At 60.0% G+C, this 16,406-nt stretch carries 16 protein-coding genes; 9 read left to right on the forward strand and 7 right to left on the reverse strand.

Features of this window, described 5'->3' with window-relative positions; all coding sequences use genetic code 11:
• Nucleotides 1–27: 27 nt before the first annotated feature.
• Both BMY36_RS07785 and BMY36_RS07790 read right to left on the reverse strand, forming a co-directional pair.
• Complete coding sequence (locus BMY36_RS07785) at nucleotides 28–282, reverse strand: hypothetical protein (protein WP_050519641.1); 255 nt, start codon at nucleotides 280–282, stop codon at nucleotides 28–30.
• Between the two features lie 502 nt (nucleotides 283–784).
• Nucleotides 785–1,741, reverse strand: coding sequence for a DMT family transporter (locus tag BMY36_RS07790; RefSeq protein ID WP_050519642.1), 957 nt, complete (start codon nucleotides 1,739–1,741; stop codon nucleotides 785–787).
• A 167-nt stretch (nucleotides 1,742–1,908) separates the two neighbouring features.
• Here BMY36_RS07790 and BMY36_RS07795 point away from each other — a divergent pair, with 167 nt between their 5' ends.
• On the forward strand, nucleotides 1,909–2,805 hold the full coding sequence (locus tag BMY36_RS07795) for a DMT family transporter (protein ID WP_050519666.1): 897 nt from the start codon (nucleotides 1,909–1,911) through the stop codon (nucleotides 2,803–2,805).
• Between the two features lie 127 nt (nucleotides 2,806–2,932).
• On the opposite strand, the gene leuB is transcribed toward BMY36_RS07795, so the two are convergent.
• From leuB to leuC, 5 genes are all read right to left on the reverse strand, one after another.
• Nucleotides 2,933–4,042 carry a 3-isopropylmalate dehydrogenase gene (gene leuB / locus BMY36_RS07800; RefSeq protein ID WP_050519667.1) on the reverse strand — a complete coding sequence of 370 codons (1,110 nt, stop codon included), beginning with the start codon at nucleotides 4,040–4,042 and terminating at the stop codon, nucleotides 2,933–2,935.
• 96 nt (nucleotides 4,043–4,138) lie between these two features.
• Entirely contained in the window at nucleotides 4,139–5,158 is a 1,020-nt protein-coding gene (locus BMY36_RS07805) for an endonuclease/exonuclease/phosphatase family protein (protein WP_074818581.1), read from the reverse strand.
• Nucleotides 5,159–5,190: 32 nt separating this feature from the next.
• Nucleotides 5,191–5,997 carry a hypothetical protein gene (locus BMY36_RS07810; RefSeq protein ID WP_175469266.1) on the reverse strand — a complete coding sequence of 269 codons (807 nt, stop codon included), beginning with the start codon at nucleotides 5,995–5,997 and terminating at the stop codon, nucleotides 5,191–5,193.
• A gap of 282 nt (nucleotides 5,998–6,279) precedes the next feature.
• On the reverse strand, nucleotides 6,280–6,885 hold the full coding sequence (gene leuD / locus BMY36_RS07815; RefSeq protein ID WP_050519643.1) for a 3-isopropylmalate dehydratase small subunit: 606 nt from the start codon (nucleotides 6,883–6,885) through the stop codon (nucleotides 6,280–6,282).
• Nucleotides 6,886–6,897: 12 nt separating this feature from the next.
• Nucleotides 6,898–8,316 carry a 3-isopropylmalate dehydratase large subunit gene (gene leuC, locus BMY36_RS07820; protein WP_050519644.1) on the reverse strand — a complete coding sequence of 473 codons (1,419 nt, stop codon included), beginning with the start codon at nucleotides 8,314–8,316 and terminating at the stop codon, nucleotides 6,898–6,900.
• A 254-nt stretch (nucleotides 8,317–8,570) separates the two neighbouring features.
• On the opposite strand from leuC, the gene BMY36_RS07825 reads away from it, so the two are divergent.
• The 8 genes from BMY36_RS07825 to BMY36_RS20430 all read left to right on the forward strand — a co-directional run.
• On the forward strand, nucleotides 8,571–9,905 hold the full coding sequence (locus tag BMY36_RS07825; RefSeq protein WP_050519645.1) for a mechanosensitive ion channel family protein: 1,335 nt from the start codon (nucleotides 8,571–8,573) through the stop codon (nucleotides 9,903–9,905).
• 196 nt (nucleotides 9,906–10,101) lie between these two features.
• Nucleotides 10,102–10,488, forward strand: a complete 387-nt coding sequence (rsfS, locus tag BMY36_RS07830; RefSeq protein ID WP_050519646.1) for a ribosome silencing factor — start codon at nucleotides 10,102–10,104, stop codon at nucleotides 10,486–10,488.
• Nucleotides 10,488–10,958, forward strand: a complete 471-nt coding sequence (rlmH, locus tag BMY36_RS07835; RefSeq protein WP_050519647.1) for a 23S rRNA (pseudouridine(1915)-N(3))-methyltransferase RlmH — start codon at nucleotides 10,488–10,490, stop codon at nucleotides 10,956–10,958. Before rsfS ends, rlmH begins: the two co-directional genes overlap by 1 nt.
• Before the next feature lie 119 nt (nucleotides 10,959–11,077).
• A complete protein-coding gene (gene gpmI, locus BMY36_RS07840) occupies nucleotides 11,078–12,595 on the forward strand; it encodes a 2,3-bisphosphoglycerate-independent phosphoglycerate mutase (RefSeq protein WP_050519648.1) in 1,518 nt (505 codons plus the stop codon).
• A complete protein-coding gene (locus BMY36_RS07845; protein WP_050519649.1) occupies nucleotides 12,592–13,716 on the forward strand; it encodes a murein hydrolase activator EnvC family protein in 1,125 nt (374 codons plus the stop codon). Before gpmI ends, BMY36_RS07845 begins: the two co-directional genes overlap by 4 nt.
• Before the next feature lie 8 nt (nucleotides 13,717–13,724).
• Complete coding sequence (locus BMY36_RS07850) at nucleotides 13,725–15,062, forward strand: carboxyl-terminal processing protease CtpA (protein ID WP_050519670.1); 1,338 nt, start codon at nucleotides 13,725–13,727, stop codon at nucleotides 15,060–15,062.
• A gap of 65 nt (nucleotides 15,063–15,127) precedes the next feature.
• On the forward strand, nucleotides 15,128–15,607 hold the full coding sequence (locus BMY36_RS07855) for an RNA pyrophosphohydrolase (protein WP_050519650.1): 480 nt from the start codon (nucleotides 15,128–15,130) through the stop codon (nucleotides 15,605–15,607).
• Nucleotides 15,608–16,137: 530 nt separating this feature from the next.
• The coding region (locus BMY36_RS20430; protein WP_074818566.1) for an IS3 family transposase at nucleotides 16,138–16,406 on the forward strand (269 nt) is incomplete at its 3' end.

Raw genomic sequence — 16,406 nt, forward strand, 5'->3', positions numbered from 1 at the left:
CCCCAAATCCGTCACCGTCAACGCGGATCAGCCGCCAAGGCTTGGCCCGTCAACTTTGCCCGTTGATGGGAACACGGTCACGGTCACCAAATCATTGGCGTCACGACCAGCGCGCTGCAATTCTTTGGGGGTGTAAAGTGTGTCGGCTTTGACTTGCTCAGCCTGTTCCACAGACACTTTGGGCATTGCAAAGTCTGGGCGTTCATTGCGAACATTGCTGGCTGCCGATGCGGCCCCTGCCAAAAGAACGAAGATGGTGGACGCTGCTACGATATTTTTCATGATGATCTCCAAAGAAGGTGTTTAAGGTTTCAATTCGATCAGACTGTCTGACCGGATAAATTGAACATGGCCCCAAACAGCGCGAATAGAAAATCACGCTTCCCTCGCGGCTGATCACGCAAAAATGCTGTAGCGTTTTGAAACCTCTGCATTTTTTGGCCAGCGTCCACAGACCCCTGCAAAACAAGGCGCAAAAGCGGGGGTTCCTATTTCAGTGAGTCAAATGCGCGTGACGGGACGCGTAAAAGCGCACCCAGCGGTGCCATCGCACCATCACTGTGCATTTTTACAAGGCCCAAAAAGGGTGGTTTTTGGCCCCAAAATGGCCGCAGCGGCGCGGCCCGAACGGGGCATCTGCGGCCCCCGCTGCCCATATGTTACGGAGATTGCAAAGGAATCACCGGGCACAGCCCGAAATTCACCCCTAAGAGTGCAAAAGCTTCAAAACGGGGTCGGGCTGAAGGTGTAAGGGCCCAGCCGCGTCAGGCTGGCCGCGCTAATCCTAGCCCCGGTCGCGGGTTAACAACAGGCTGATGCGCGGAAGAACCCCGGTTTCGGGCCGGGACCGGCTTTCCAGCACCGGGCTGTTTTTCGACGTTTTCCCCCGGCTTTCGCGCAGCACGATGTAAACCCCGCTGGCCATGATCACGCTCGCCCCAATCAGCGTCCATTCATCTGGCGCTTCATTAAAGATGAAGTAGCCAAAAATCGCGGCCCAAATCATTTGGCTGTATTGCATCGGGGCGACGATCACCGCCTCGGCCGATTTATAGGCGTCGATGATGAACAAGCTGGCCACGAACCCAAAGGTGGCGATGATGCCGATCATGCCCAAATGTTCAATCGGCATGGGTTTGTAAACGAAGGGTAGGGCAAGGCCCAGCACCACAAAGTTCGCCACCATTGGGTATAGCATCAACACGACAGAGCGTTCATCTTGCCCGATTTTACGGACCACAACCGATGCCAGCGATGAACAGACGGCGGCCGCGAGCGCGGCAATATGGCCCAAACCCAGCGATGTGCCCGTGGGCCGCAGCACGATCATGACCCCGCACAGCCCCACCACGATCGCCAAGCCGCGCCGGACGCCCACCTTTTCGCCCAAAATTGGGATGGCCAGCAGCGTGATGAGCAAGGGGGCTGCGAACAAAATTGCATAGGTTTGCGCCAAGGGCAGCACAGAAAATGCGTAGAACGCGGACAGGCCCGTGATCATCGCCGACACGGTGCGCAGGGCGGTCCACCACGGGTGTTTGGGGCGCAGATTGCCGTCGTTGCGGTCCCCGATCAGCATCAGGGCGACCAGTGGAAACCCCAGCAGCACCGAAAAGAAGATGATTTGCACGGGCGAATAATCTGCGCCCAGAAATTTCACGAACACATCATGGGTCGAATAAATCGCGAAGGATACCAGCGCCATCAGCGCGCCACGCAGGTTGGATTTTACAACGGGCATTTGTGTCTCGATCTGCGCTAGGGTGCTTTGGTTTTGCCTTTGTTCGGGCTGGTAAGCAAGGTCCGTGGCGGAATTTCCCGCAAATCAAGCGTATATTTGCGGCGGCGGTCATAGAGGCGGCTTTTTTGCTGATTGGCAGGGCGTGGCCCCCGCGTTATGCAGGCGGGATGCGGAGCAGACCCACCCCACAGATCACGGCGCAGCGGCCCATTCTGGGGTTGATGTTGGGGTTTATCGGGGTGGTGATATTTGGCGCGACCTTGCCTGCCACCCGAATTGCGCTGACGGGGTTTGACCCGGCTTTTATCACGTTTTGCCGCGCTTTTTTGGCGGGGTTGGCATCAGCCACCGTTTTGGTGGCGGCGGGTAAACGATTTCCGCGCGCCGATTTGGGCAGTTTTGCAGTGATTGGGGCCACGTTGGTGTTTGGGTTTCCCGGATTTGCGAATGTGGCGATGCAGACGGTTCCGGCATCGCATGGGGGCATTGTTTTGGGGGTTTTGCCGCTGTTGACGGCCGTTTTTGCGGCGTTGATTGGGGGCGAAAAGCCGGGGGTGGCGTTTTGGGCCTGGGGGGTGTTGGGGGCGGCGCTGGTGTTGGGGTTCACGCTGCGGGGCGGTGGGTTTGCGCCCGGAATTGGGCATGTTTGGCTGCTGTGTGCCGCCGTGGTTTCGGCCTTTGGATATGTGGTGTCGGGCAAGCTGGCGCGGCGGATGCCAGGGTGGGAGGTGATTGCTTGGGCGCTGGTTTTGTGCCTGCCATTGACGGGCCTTGGTGCTGCGTGGGCGTGGGAGGGGGGCGGGGTTCATGCGCCGCCTGTGAAAGCTTATTGGGCGCTGGGATACCTTGCTTTTGGGTCGATGTTTGCGGGGTTTTTCTTTTGGAATGCGGGGCTGGCGATGGGGGGGATTGCGCGGGTGGGGCAGGTCCAACTGTTGCAAACGTTTGTCACGCTGGGCATTTCAGCGCTGATTTTGGGTGAGGTGGTGACCCCTGTGATGCTGGGGTTTGCGGTGGCGGTGGCTGCGGTGGTTTGGCTGGGGCGGCGCGCGCGCATCGCGTGAAATCGCGTGCGATGCATCGCGTAACACGTTGATACTTCAGCATTACCGTTTTTTTGTTAACCAAATTTTAACCTGCGAACCGCGCGGTTCGCGCCCCCCGGTTGAGTTCAGGGGGCGCGTTTTTTGGTTAGAGGGACGCGTCGAGTGCGGCCAAAATCGCATCGCCCATTTGGGTGGTGCTGATGGGCGTGCCGCCGTCTTTGTCCATCAAATCGGCGGTGCGCGCCCCGTTGGCCAGCACGGTTTCCACCGCTTTTTCCACGCGGGCCGCATCATCGCCCATATCGAACGAATAGCGCAGCGCCATCGCAAAGCTGAGGATGCAGGCGATGGGGTTTGCCTTGCCCTGACCCGCGATGTCGGGGGCGGAGCCGTGGACCGGTTCATAAAGCGCCTTTGGGCGACCGTTGGCTTGGACAGCACCAAGGCTGGCGGAGGGCAGCATGCCGAGCGAGCCTGTGAGCATGGCCGCGCAATCGGACAGAATGTCACCGAACAGGTTGTCGGTTACGATCACATCAAACTGTTTGGGCCAGCGCACCAGCTGCATCGCGCCATTGTCGGCGTACATATGCGACAGCTCCACCTCGGGGTATTCGTGATCGTGGACCCATTGCACCTCTTCGCGCCAGAGGATGCCGGATTCCATTACGTTGGCCTTTTCCATCGAGCAGACTTTGTTGCCGCGACGTTTGGCGAGTTCAAACGCGGACCGCGCCACGCGGCGAATTTCGTTGGTGGTGTAGCGCTGGGTGTTGACGCCCACACGCCCGCCTTCGTTATCGGGGAAAATGCCGCGCGGTTCGCCGAAATAGACCCCAGAGGTCAGTTCGCGCACGATCATAATGTCGAGGCCCGAGATGATGTCTTTTTTCAAGCTGGAAAAATCGGCCAGCGCGTCAAAGCATTGGGCGGGGCGCAGGTTGGAGAACAAATCCATTTCCTTGCGCAAGCGCAGCAGGCCGCGTTCGGGTTTCACCGAAAAATCAAGGTTGTCATACGCGGGGCCGCCGACAGCGCCCAAGAGAACCGCGTCCACCTGCATGGCGCGGGCCATTGTATCGTCGTGCAGGGGGGTGCCGTGTTTGTCGTAAGCGCAGCCGCCCACAAGATCTTCAGTCACGTCGAAATGCACGCCGCGTTTGGTGCCGAACCAAGTGATGATCTTTTTCACCTCGGTCATGACTTCGGGGCCGATACCGTCACCGGCGAGAATTAGAAGGGAGGGATTGGCCAAAGGAACGCTCCTGCACATCAAGGTTGAGTTGGGAGTGGCGTAGCGTTTTGGGGGGGCGTGGTCAAGGTTGGGGGCTGGTTCAAGAGCGGCCGCAGTTTAAGGTAGGGCGATATCGACCCAGACGGGGCGGTGGCGCGAGGCGGCGGCGTGGGCTGCCGCGAGATCACCGCTGAGGGGCCAATCGACGCCCGCGTTTGTGATGGTCAGGTCCGCAGAGGGCAGGACGTAATCGACGCGCAGGCCGCCAAAATCATAAAGGGCGGTGTCGCGGGTGGCATCGCCGCGCGTGTCGGGGCGGCCGGGGATGCCCGTTTGTGCGGGGTCCTGGATGCGGGGGTCACCCAGCAGGGTGTTGATGGCTGTGCGGTTGCCATCGCCATCGACGGGGTCGAGGTTGGCATCGCCGAGGATGATGAAGGGCGCGGGGGGCGGCGCATAGGGGAGGGTGCCGTTGAGGAGTTGGGTCCAAAACGCGGTTTCATCATGGTTGCGGCGGCCATTGCGATCCTCGACCCCATCGAACACGGGGGGCGTGGCGCGGTAGATGAGGAGGTGCAGCGGCGTGCCATTGGGCAGGGTCACGGGCAGATCCCAATGGGCGGTGGTGGACAGGCGTTGGGCGGCGCGGGCGGGGTTTGCCATGCTGTCGCCAAGGGTGTTGTTTGGCAGATCGGCCCAAAGGAAATCGCTGAAATCGCGGAATTGGGGTTCAATGATGGGCAGGCGGGACAGGACGGCGAGGCCGGATTTGCCCGCGAAAAAACCAAACCCTTGGGCATCCCCCGGCCCGCCCAAGCGGCCATCGCCGTTCATATCAAGCCCCGTGGCCATGCCGGTGTTCGGGCGGCTGGTAAAGTGGTGAGGGTAGGGGCTGCCCGCGTCTGCAAGCCGGTCGGCGAGGGCGGTGAGGGCGACGCGCCCGTGGTCGAAATCAATATCCGTTAGCACCAGAACATCGGCGTTCAGGGCCGCGATGGTTTTGATCACGGCGGCGATTTGGGGGTCTTTGCCTGCAAGTATATCGCGCAGCAGCAGGCCCGGCCCCTTGCGCGTAAGGTCGGGGTAATAGGTGGCGATGCGCAGGGTCGTGGGTTGGGCGGTGGCGGGCGGGGCCAGCGCAAGCAGCACGCCAAAGGCCAGCGCCCGTTTCACGCCGCGATATCGCAGGGAATCGCGGCGGCGTTGCGTTCACGCTTTTCCCGGATTATGCGCGCGATGCGGGTCATGGCGATGCCGCGCATAAAAAGGGAGGCGGGGAGGAAGGCCCACAACGCCATGACCCAAACGCGGGTGGGCGCGTAGTAAAGATCGAGCGAGCCCATGCCCATGCCGCCGAGTTTGACCACCGCAGGGATGAGGAACGGCAGCAAGAACCCAAGGGCGAGGTTAAAGCGGGCATCGCGTTCCAGCCGCGCCACCACATCGCCGCCCACCGTGGGGTCAAACGTGGGCAGGTTGGTCCACACATTGAACGCGCCGTTTTTGGTGGGCCAATTGTCGATGCGCAGCAGCAGTGCAAAAATGGCCAGCGTGATGAGGGAGATGAAATAGGCAACGCCTGCGGCGGAGCGCACGGCGATCACATGCGCGGGTGTGCTGGTATCGGCCAGCGTTAGGGTGACGAGGCGGACGGGGGAATAGGGGAAATCCAGCGATTGACCGATCAGGATGCCCAACGCCTCAAACAACCTTGCAAGGGTGGAGGGGTCGGCACCGCCGCGCGCCATGATGGACAGGAAAAACACCATGCTGAGGAGCATGAGAAAGCGGGTGCGGTTGAAGGGGGGGGCGTCGCGGAATTCGATCATGCCGGGATAGGTGGCGTTGTATTCCACAAAGGTGAGGATGCCCAAAAACAGCGCCACAAGGGCGACCATTTGTTGGCCATCGGCGGTCACGCCCGGCAACAAAACCGAAGGCGTGGCGACAAGCACCATAACCATGAAGGCGCGCATCAGCGCCCCTGCGAATTGTGAAAGCACTGCTGCTCTATCCTCATTCAGGGTAGGCACGATACGACGCCGTGCCTTTATCCCCATCATTTCCCGCACATTGTGGCGGACTGCCTTAATCTTGCCCAAATTGTGCCTTCTTTCGGTTACCATCGCAACTGTTGCTGTGAAGAAACTAAAGATTTGTGGCGGATTAGCGGAAAATGTGTCGCTTGATTGCATCAAATTAAGGTTAAAAAAAGGGCCGCCGGGGGGGCGACCCTAGATGTTGTGTGTGGGGTGGAATTAGACCCAAGGGCGCGCGGTTGCTGCCTTTGCCTCATAGGTGTCGATGTTGGCGGCTTTTTCCATTGTTAGGCCGATATCGTCCAAGCCGTTCATCATGCAATGCTTTTTGAAGGCGTCGACCTCGAATGGAAACGATTGACCGTCAGAGGTGGTGACGGTTTGGTCGGTCAGATCCACCGTGATGCGGGCATTTTCGCCGCGCTGGGCGTCCTCCATCATGATGGCGACGACATCTTCGGGCAGCACGATCGGCAGGATGCCGTTCTTGAAGCAGTTGTTGTAAAAGATGTCGGCAAAGCTGGTGGCGATCACGGCGCGGATGCCGAAATCCAGAAGCGCCCAAGGGGCGTGTTCGCGTGAGGAGCCGCAGCCAAAGTTGTCGCCCGCCACGATGATTTCCGCGCGGCGGTAGGCGGGCTGGTTGAGGACGAAGTCAGGGATTTCCTGCCCGTCGAGGGTAAAGCGCATTTCGTCAAACAGGTTCGCACCAAGGCCGGAGCGTTTGATGGTTTTCAAAAACTGCTTTGGGATGATCATATCGGTGTCGATATTGACCAAGGGCATGGGGGCCGCGACCCCGGTGAGTTTGGTGAATTTTTCCATGATTTCGGTTCCTTAAACGTGTTCGGGCGCGAATTCGCGGATGTCGGTGAGGTGCCCCGTGATCGCGGCTGCGGCGGCCATGGCGGGCGACAGCAGATGCGTGCGGCCACCGCGGCCTTGGCGACCTTCAAAATTGCGGTTCGAGGTGGCGGCGCAGCGTTCGCCCGGCGCGAGTTGATCGGGGTTCATGGCGAGGCACATGGAACACCCTGCAAGACGCCATTCAAAACCTGCGTCGAGGAAGATTTGGGCCAGCCCCTCCTCCTCCGCCTGCGCGCGCACGAGGCCGGAGCCGGGGACGACCATCGCGCGCATCCCCGCCTTGATTTTTTGGCCTTTGAGGATGGCGGCTGCGGCGCGCAAATCCTCTATCCGGCCATTGGTGCAAGAGCCGATGAACACCGTGTCGATTTTGATGTCGGTCAGCTTCATGCCGGGTGTTAGGCCCATATAGTCCAAGCTGCGCTGGGCGGCCTCGACCTTGCCGCCTTTGAAGTCGGAGGGGGAGGGGACGACGCCGTCGATGGGCAAAACATCCTCAGGCGAGGTGCCCCATGTGACCACGGGCGCGATGTCTTCGCCTTTGATGGTGATAACCTTGTCGAAATGCGCGCCTTCGTCGGTGAAAAGCGTTTTCCAATAGGTCAGGGCGGCTTCCCATGCGGCCCCTTTGGGGGCGTGGGGGCGGCCCATGCAATAGGCGAAGGTTTTTTCATCCGGCGCGATCAGGCCTGCGCGTGCGCCGCCTTCAATAGCCATGTTGCAGACGGTCATACGCCCTTCCATGGACAGTTCGCGGATGGCTTGGCCACAGTATTCGATGACGTATCCGGTGCCGCCAGCGGTGCCGGTTTGGCCGATAACCGACATTGTGATGTCTTTGGCGGTGACGCCGGGGCGCAGGCTGCCTGTGATTTCAACTTTGAAATTCTTGGCTTTGCGCTGGATGAGGGTTTGGGTGGCAAGGACGTGTTCAACCTCGGACGTGCCGATGCCGTGGGCGAGCGAGCCGAATGCGCCGTGGGTGGCGGTGTGGCTGTCGCCGCACACCACGGTCATGCCCGGCAGGGTCCAGCCCTGTTCGGGGCCGACGATATGCACGATGCCTTGGCGCACGTCGGACACGGGGTAATAGTGCAGGCCGAAATCGCGGGCGTTTTTATCAAGCGCCTCCACCTGAATACGGCTGTCTTCGGTCATGGTGGCGGCGTTGGCGCGGTCCAGCGTGGTGGGCACGTTATGGTCCGGCACAGCGATGGTTTTTTCGGGTGCGCGCACTTTGCGGCCCGTCATCCGCAAGCCTTCAAACGCTTGGGGGGAGGTGACCTCGTGGACCAAATGGCGGTCGATATAGAGCAGGCAAGTGCCGTCATCAGCTTGGTGGACGACATGGTCATCCCAGATTTTGTCGTAAAGGGTACGAGCGGTCATGGCGCGATCTCTTATCTTAGGGAAAGGGAATGGGTGTTCGAATAGGGCCGCCGGGACGGGGAGCGATCAAGCGCGCGCAAGCACAGATCGGCGTTGGCCGAAGAACCGCCAAGGCAGGCGCGCACGATCATCCATGTCGAAAAAACGTATCATGGGGTTGATATACGCGTTTGCGGGCTGTTGGGCAATGTGATTTGCATTGGGGGGCGGGGTGGGTATGCTGCAAAGCCAAGTTTACCCGTGAAAGGCCGCGCATGGACCCCATCAACCCGCTGACCCCAGAGATTTTGGACGCCACATCCGGGCTTTTTGCCCAAGCCGATGTGTTTGTGAGATCGCTTTTGGTGCCGTGGCGGTTTTATCAGGTGGCGGGGATTGTCGCGATTTTTGTGCTGGTCAAGCTGCTGCGCGGGATGGTGTCGCGGCGGTTGACAGGCTGGGCGCGGGCGCGCGAGGGCATGCAAAAATGGCAGCTGCGCCTTGTGGTGACGATTGACCATAACCTGACGTTGATGATGTTCACGGGGTTCAGTTGGCTGGCGTTTTGGGGGCTTGGCTATGTCACTTGGCCATCGCGGATTCAGTTGTTTGAGGTGGCGGGCACGATTGGGTTGTTGCTGCTGTTGGTGAATTTCGCGGCGAAGTTGATTGGGAACAAGTTTTTGTCGCGGGTGGTCAGTTGGGGCGCGGGGATTTGGGTTGTCGCCGTCATCCTTGGGTTTGATGCTGCGATTGTGTCGTTTCTGGACAGTTTGGCGATTACGTTTGGGGATTTCCGGCTGTCGGCGCTGACGGTGATCAAGGCGATGATCGTGACCGGAATGTTGGTGGCGGGCGCGCGGTTGGTGACGCGGGGGGCGACCAACCGCATCAACAAAAACCCCGATATTAGCCCGTCGATGCAAGTGCTGGCCAGCAAGGCGATCAATCTTGTGCTGTTTGGCGGGGCGATTTTTATCGGGCTTAAGGCGGTTGGGTTTGATTTGACGGGGCTTGCCGTGTTGTCGGGGGCCATTGGGGTGGGCCTTGGGTTTGGGTTGCAAAAGGTGGTGTCGAACCTTGTATCCGGCATTATCATTTTGCTGGATAAGTCGATAAAACCCGGCGATGTGATTTCACTGGGTGAGACGTTTGGCTGGATTGAAAGCCTTGGGGCGCGCTACGTTTCGGTGGTGACGCGGGACGGCAAGGAATACCTGATACCGAATGAGGATTTAATCACGGGGCAGGTGGTGAACTGGTCCCATTCGGATGAATTTGTGCGGTTGGATCTGTTCTTTGGCACGGCTTACAGCGACGATCCGCACGCCGTGCGCAAGTTGGCGATTGAGGCGGCGCTGGGGGTGACGCGGGTTTTGAAAGACCGCGCGCCTGTGTGTCATATCGTGGGGTTTGGCGACAGTTCGGTGGATTACATTCTGCGGTTTTGGATATCGGACCCGACGGGGGGCCTGACCAATATTCGGGGCAATGTGTATTTAGCGCTGTGGGATGCGTTCAAGGCGCATGGGGTGTCCATTCCGTTTCCGCAGCGTGAAGTGCGGGTTTTGGGGGATGGCGGACCGGTCGAAAGCGCTATTTTGCGGTAATGGGCTGCGTCAAGGGTTGCGCGTGGGCGTGGGCTGTGATTGTGGTTTGCGCCGCACAGTGTTACTGTGCCGCCATTCCCGTGCGCCGGGGGGGATGTGACATGACAATGGGCTGGCGCGCGATATTCTGGAGGACAATGTCCTGTCTCATTCTGATCCTGCAACCGGACTGCCGGTTGGGCCACGGGCGGCGCGTATGACGGCCCCTGCCAATGCTGAAAACCACTTGGATTCTGAGATTTTGCTGGCGCGGGTGCTGGCATCGGTTGACGATGACAAGGCCGAGAACGTGGTGATGATTGATCTGCGCGGTCGGTCGGATATGGCCGATTATATGGTCATCTGTGAGGGGCGGTCGTCGCGGCAGGTCGCGTCGATTTCCGAGAAGCTGGCCGATCGGTTGAAGCAAGAGTTTGGCATGGTGTGCCGGATGGAAGGCAAAGAGACCGGCGATTGGGTGCTGATTGATACGGGCGATGTGATTGTTCACGTTTTCCGCCCCGAAGTGCGCGAGTTTTATGACCTTGAAAAGATGTGGCAGCCCGGCGGTCACATGGGCATAGGCGTGCGCGAGGAGGACTGATGCGGGTGCATCTGTGCGCTGTGGGGCGGCTGCGTGCCGGACCCGAGCGCGCGTTGATTGACGATTATGTGACGCGATTCAACCGGACGGGCCGGGCCTTGGGGCTTGGCCCTTTTGCGTCTGTAGAAGTCGAGGACCGCAAGGGCGGCGGGATGGAGGCCGAAGCCGCGCTTCTGGCGCGCTCGGTGCCAACGGGTGCGCTGTGTGTGGTGATGGATGAGCGTGGGCGCAGTATGACCAGCCCGGAATTTGCCGAGCAATTGGCGCGGTGGCGTGATGGTGGCCGCCAAGATGTGGCGTTTTGCATTGGCGGCGCGGATGGGTTGGCACCGGGGTTTCGCGCGGGGGCGGATTTTGCGCTGTCGTTTGGGGCGATGGTGTGGCCGCATATGTTGGTGCGGGTGATGGTGGCCGAGCAGTTGTACCGGGCGGCGTCGATCTTGGCGGGCAGTCCGTATCACCGCGAATAGTTTGGTTTGTAGGCGGTTTTAGGTATTTAAGCCAAGATGAATTGGCAAGGGTGGCGCGTGGTTGCCCTGAGCGCGCGCGCGGCGTAAAACGGGGCAAGCGTTTGTGAAAGGGCCTTGTCATGACCACCCCCAAACCCGTTGTGTTGTGCATTTTGGATGGTTGGGGGTTGAGCGATGATCGCACGGCCAATGCGCCTGTTTTGGCCGATACCCCGAATTTTGATCGTTTGATGGCGACGTGTCCGCATGCAACGCTGATCACGCACGGGCCAGATGTGGGTTTGCCGCGCGGGCAGATGGGCAATTCCGAAGTGGGGCACACCAATATTGGCGCGGGGCGCGTGGTGGCGATGGACCTTGGCGCGATTGATTTGGCGATTGAGGATGGGAGTTTTGGGCAGAACCCGGAGCTGTTGGCGTTTATTGCGGCGTTGAAGGCCAGTGGCGGGACGGCGCATTTGATGGGCGTTATCTCGGATGGGGGCGTGCATGGGCATGTGGCGCATGTGATTGCGGCGGCCAATTGCGTGGCCGCGGCGGGTGTGCCCGTGGTTATTCATGCGATCACCGATGGGCGCGATGTGGCCCCAAGTTCCGCGCCTGAGCATATGGCGCGGTTGTTGGCGGGGATTGGCCCCGGTGTGGCGATTGCCACGGTGATTGGGCGGTATTTCGCGATGGACCGCGACACGCGGTGGGAGCGGGTGCAACTGGCGTTTGATGCGATGGTTGCGGGTCAAGGTGAGCGCGCGGCGGATGCGCAGGCGGCGGTTGCGGCGGCTTATGCGCGCGGTGAGACGGATGAGTTTATTGGGGCCACGGTGATTGACGGGTACGGCGGCGCGCGGGACGGCGATGGGTTTTATTGCTTGAGTTTCCGCGCGGACCGGGCGCGCGAGATTTTGGCGGCGCTGGGCGACCCGGCGTTTGACGGGTTTGATGCATCGGCGCGGCCGCGCTGGGCGGCGATGTTGGGGATGGTGGATTATTCGGTGCAGCATAATGTCTATATGACCAGCGCGTACCCCAAGCCCGTTTTGGAGAACACGTTGGGGGCGTGGGTGGCCGCAGCGGGGCGCACGCAATTTCGGTTGGCGGAAACCGAGAAATACCCGCATGTGACGTTTTTCCTGAACGGTGGCTCGGAGGCGGTGAACGTGGGCGAGGACCGCGCCATGCCGAAATCGCCCAAAGTGGCCACCTATGATTTGCAGCCCGAAATGTCGGAGCCGGAGGTGGCGGCGGAGTTGGTGGGCGCGATTGAGCGCGGCTATGACTTGATCGTGGTGAATTTTGCCAACCCCGATATGGTGGGGCATACCGGCGATTTGGGCGCGGCGATGAAAGCGTGCGAGGCGGTGGACAATGGGTTGGGCTTGGCGCTGGCGGCGTTGGAAAAGGTGGGCGGCGCGATGATTGTGACCGCCGACCATGGCAATTGCGAGGTGATGGTAGACCCGGTAACAGGCGGGCCGCATACGGCGCATACGACGAATTTGGTGCCGGTGATTTTGTTTGGTGGGCCTGCGGGGGCGACCTTGCGTGCAGGGCGGTTGGCGGATTTGGCGCCGACCCTGTTGCAGTTGATGGGCTTGCCGCAACCGGTTGAGATGACGGGGAAAAGCCTGATCCAATGATGCGCGCGGCCGTCCTTTTTGCCTTGCTGGTTTGTGCGGCCCCTTTGCGGGCGCAAACGGTGGCGGAGCAAGCGATGCAGGCGGCGGATGCGCTTGGCGTGGCGGTGGCCGCGATGGAAAAGGCGCAAAGCGCGCGGGACCGGGTTTCGGCGCTGACGCAGACCATCCAAGCCTATGAGCAGGGTTTGGGGGCGTTGCGCGATGGGTTGCGGCAGGCGAAAGTGCGCGAGGCATCGCTGATTTTGCAGTTTGATGCGGAGCGCGCCCGTGTGAGCCAGTTGTTGGGCGTGTTGAGCCAGATGGTGGCCACGCCGGAGCCGTTGTTGCTGTTGCACCCCTCGGGGCCGTTGGGGACAGTGCGGTCTGGGATGATATTGTCGGAGGTGACGCCCGCGTTGCAGGCCGAGGTGGCGCGGTTGCAGGCCGAATTGACCGAATTGCGCGATTTGCGCGGGTTGCAAGTGGCGGGGGGGGCGGTGCTGGAACGCGGGCTGGGGGCGGCTCAATCGGCGCGCAGCACGTTGTCGCAGGCGATATCAGAGCGCACGACCCTGCCGCGGCGGTTTACCGAGGACCCGGAGGTGTTGCGCGGGCTGTTGGAAAGTGCGGACACGCTGGGGGCGTTTGCCGATGGGCTGACGTTGGGCACCGATGGCGGGGCGACGTTGCGCAGTTTTGAGAGCGCGATGGGCACGTTGGACCTGCCGACGCTGGGCAGTTTGTTGCGCCGCGCGGGTGAGGCGGACCCAAGCGGGACGCGGCGGCCGGGGATGACGCTGTCGACCCGCGCGCGGGCGTTGGTGACGGCCCCATGGGCGGGGACGATAAGATATCGCGGGCCGCTGCTGGACTACGGAAATGTGATTATCCTTGAACCCGGCGGGGGCTATCTGTTGGTGCTGGCGGGCCTTGATACGGTTTATGGCGAAGTGGGCGAAGTGGTGGGGATTGGTGCGCCTTTGGGGTTGATGGGGGGCGGCGGTTCACAAAACAGTGCGGAGTTTTTGGCACTTGCAACCGATGTGGGTGGTATACGCGAGACAGAAACGCTTTATATTGAAATTAGAAAAGGCACCGAGCCGGTTGATCCGGCCCCATGGTTCGCCGCAACAAAGGATTGATACGGGCAATGAAGAAATTCGCTATGGCTGCTTTGGGCGGCACGGTTGCAGGTATTTTGCTGACCACACAGATCGCGGGCCCCTTGTTGGCGCAAGAGCCGAAGAAAAACACGAGCGTTTATGAGCAGTTGGACCTGTTTGGCGATATATTTGAGCGGATCCGCGGCCAATATGTGGAGGACGTGGACACCAACAAGCTGATTGAAGCGGCGATCAATGGGATGTTGACCTCGCTTGACCCCCATTCCAGTTACCTTGCGCCCAAGGATTTTGACGATATGCGCGTGCAAACGCGGGGCGAATTTGGCGGCCTTGGCATCGAGGTGACGCAAGAAGAAGGCTATGTGAAGGTGGTGTCGCCGATGGATGACACGCCAGCGGCGGCGGCGGGCATCGAGTCTGGCGATTTCATCACGCATGTGAACGGCGAGTCGGTTTTGGGCCTGACGCTGGATGCGGCGGTGGAAATGATGCGCGGGCCAGTTGGGTCCGAGATTATCATCACCGTGGTGCGCGCCGGGTCTGCGGAACCGTTTGATGTGTCGATCATTCGTGACACGATCAAGCTGACAGCGGTGCGCACGCGGGCCGTGGGCACAACGATTGTGGTGCGGATGACCACGTTCAACGATCAAACCTATCCTGGGTTGGAGGAGGGGTTGAAGAAAACCTCGGACGAGCTTGGCGGGTGGGACAAGGTTTCGGGTGTGGTGCTGGATTTGCGCAACAACCCCGGTGGTTTGTTGAACCAAGCGATTCAAGTGTCGGATGCGTTTTTGGAAACTGGGGAAATCGTGTCAACGCGGGGGCGTGAGGCCAGCGACAGTGAACGTGTGAACGCCACACCCGGCGATTTGACCGGGGGCAAGCCTGTGGTTGTGTTGATCAATGGCGGGTCGGCATCGGCATCGGAAATCGTGGCGGGCGCGTTGCAAGATCACCGCCGCGCGATTGTGGTGGGGACCAAAAGCTTTGGCAAAGGGTCGGTGCAAACCATTATCCCGCTGCGCGGCGAAGGGGCAATGCGCCTGACAACCGCGCGGTATTACACGCCATCGGGCCGGTCCATCCAAGCGCTGGGCGTGGCACCCGACATCATCGTGGCACAGCCGCCGCGCAAACCGGTTGAGGAGACGGAGGAGCCGTTGTCGGCCGTGGCTGCGCGCACTGAGGCATCGCTGCGGGGCGCGTTGGACAACGACTCCATGTCCGACGATGAACGTTTGCTGTTGGAAGCGGACCGCGCGCGTGAGGAAGAAACCGCCAAGCTGCGCGAGGAGGACTACCAACTCGCCTATGCCGTGGATATTTTGAAGGGGCTGAATGCGATGGCTGTGAAGCCTTGACGCAGCGCGCCTGAAAAGTTGACAAGGGGGGCGATTTTGCCCCCCTTTTTTATTGGGATATTGCCATGATTGACGCCGCCACCTTGCCGTACCGCCCCTGTGTGGGGGTGATGTTGATCAATGCGGAGGGGCTGATTTTTGCGGCGCAGCGGTTGGATGCGACCGTGCCCGCCTGGCAAATGCCGCAAGGCGGGATTGATGACGGTGAAAAGCCCGGTGCGGCCGTCCTGCGCGAGTTGTGGGAGGAAACCGGGGTCACGGCGGATTTGGTGGAACGGTTGGGCAAAACCGATGGCTGGGTGACCTATGATTTGCCGCCGGACCTGTTGGGCAAGGTTTGGGGCGGCAAATACCGGGGGCAGCGGCAAAAGTGGTTTTTGTACCGGTATTTGGGGACGGATGCGCAGATTAACATCGCGTCAGACCACCCGGAGTTTTCCGAATGGCGCTGGATTGGCGCGGACGAGATGATCGCGTCGATCGTGCCGTTCAAGCGGGCGGTTTATGAGGAGGTTGTGGGGGTGTTCAGGGCGTGGTTGGGGTGAGGGGTGGGGTTTGATGAAGAGTGGTTTGGGGGCGATGTTATTTGTTTAGACATCACTGATAGGATGAAAACCCTCCAAGACAGATAGAAACCCTTGCGTTGCAGGAATCAATAATAGTACTGCTCCCGCAATCGCTAATATTGAACTAATCACCCTGATAAAAGGGCTAGAAATTTTTTGTAACTCTTAAAATCGCCATATCAGCAGGTTTTTTGATTTGTTGGGCTGCTGATCAGTTTGCGTAAACGACCCAGACTGTGTGAAAACCCATCGCCCCTGGAAATGGCCCTGATTACTTCCTTTTCCACCTCATCAGGGATTCCTTGCGGGGTGCAGAAATGGTATCCTCGTGCATGAAACACATCCAAGGAAGTTCCCGCGCCCAGACGCTTTTGTTGCCTGCCTGCGTGGATGATTATGTTGGGCCTGACAACGTCGTTCGGTTTATTGAGGCCTTTGTCGACAGAGTTGGTCGCGGAATTTCGGACCAGTTGTTAAGGTGGATCGCATGATGAGAGAAGTGATCCAGAATGAAGAAACGAAAGAACCATTCGCCTGATTTCAAGGCCAAGGTTGCGCTTGAAGCGATCCGTGAGGAGCTGACGCTGGCGGAGCTGTCGAAGAAGTACGATGTTCATCCGACACAACTCGGCACTTGGAAGCGCGCGGCGATAGAGAACATGGCGACAGCTTTTGCGCGCCGAGGTGCCGCCCCGGAGCAGGTAAGTGCGGCTGAACTCGACAAGCTGCATTCCAAGATTGGCCAACTTGTGGTGGAACGGGATTTTTTGGCCAATGC

It is taken from the genome of Pseudorhodobacter antarcticus, assembly GCF_900110135.1.
GTDB classification, from domain to species: Bacteria; Pseudomonadota; Alphaproteobacteria; order Rhodobacterales; family Rhodobacteraceae; genus Pseudorhodobacter; species Pseudorhodobacter antarcticus.

What these genes read in the sequence shown, in the direction of transcription:
- BMY36_RS07850 (WP_050519670.1), top strand. Translation starts at nt 13,725, where the DNA reads ATGAAGAAATTCGCTATGGCTGCTTTGGGCGGCACGGTTGCAGGTATT.
- BMY36_RS07825 (WP_050519645.1), top strand. Translation starts at nt 8,571, where the DNA reads ATGGACCCCATCAACCCGCTGACCCCAGAGATTTTGGACGCCACATCC.
- rsfS (WP_050519646.1), top strand. Translation starts at nt 10,102, where the DNA reads ATGACGGCCCCTGCCAATGCTGAAAACCACTTGGATTCTGAGATTTTG.
- leuD (WP_050519643.1), bottom strand. Translation starts at nt 6,885, where the DNA reads ATGGAAAAATTCACCAAACTCACCGGGGTCGCGGCCCCCATGCCCTTG.
- BMY36_RS07795 (WP_050519666.1), top strand. Translation starts at nt 1,909, where the DNA reads ATGCGGAGCAGACCCACCCCACAGATCACGGCGCAGCGGCCCATTCTG.
- gpmI (WP_050519648.1), top strand. Translation starts at nt 11,078, where the DNA reads ATGACCACCCCCAAACCCGTTGTGTTGTGCATTTTGGATGGTTGGGGG.
- BMY36_RS07790 (WP_050519642.1), bottom strand. Translation starts at nt 1,741, where the DNA reads ATGCCCGTTGTAAAATCCAACCTGCGTGGCGCGCTGATGGCGCTGGTA.
- BMY36_RS07845 (WP_050519649.1), top strand. Translation starts at nt 12,592, where the DNA reads ATGATGCGCGCGGCCGTCCTTTTTGCCTTGCTGGTTTGTGCGGCCCCT.
- rlmH (WP_050519647.1), top strand. Translation starts at nt 10,488, where the DNA reads ATGCGGGTGCATCTGTGCGCTGTGGGGCGGCTGCGTGCCGGACCCGAG.
- leuC (WP_050519644.1), bottom strand. Translation starts at nt 8,316, where the DNA reads ATGACCGCTCGTACCCTTTACGACAAAATCTGGGATGACCATGTCGTC.
- BMY36_RS07785 (WP_050519641.1), bottom strand. Translation starts at nt 282, where the DNA reads ATGAAAAATATCGTAGCAGCGTCCACCATCTTCGTTCTTTTGGCAGGG.
- BMY36_RS07855 (WP_050519650.1), top strand. Translation starts at nt 15,128, where the DNA reads ATGATTGACGCCGCCACCTTGCCGTACCGCCCCTGTGTGGGGGTGATG.
- BMY36_RS07810 (WP_175469266.1), bottom strand. Translation starts at nt 5,997, where the DNA reads ATGCGCGCCTTCATGGTTATGGTGCTTGTCGCCACGCCTTCGGTTTTG.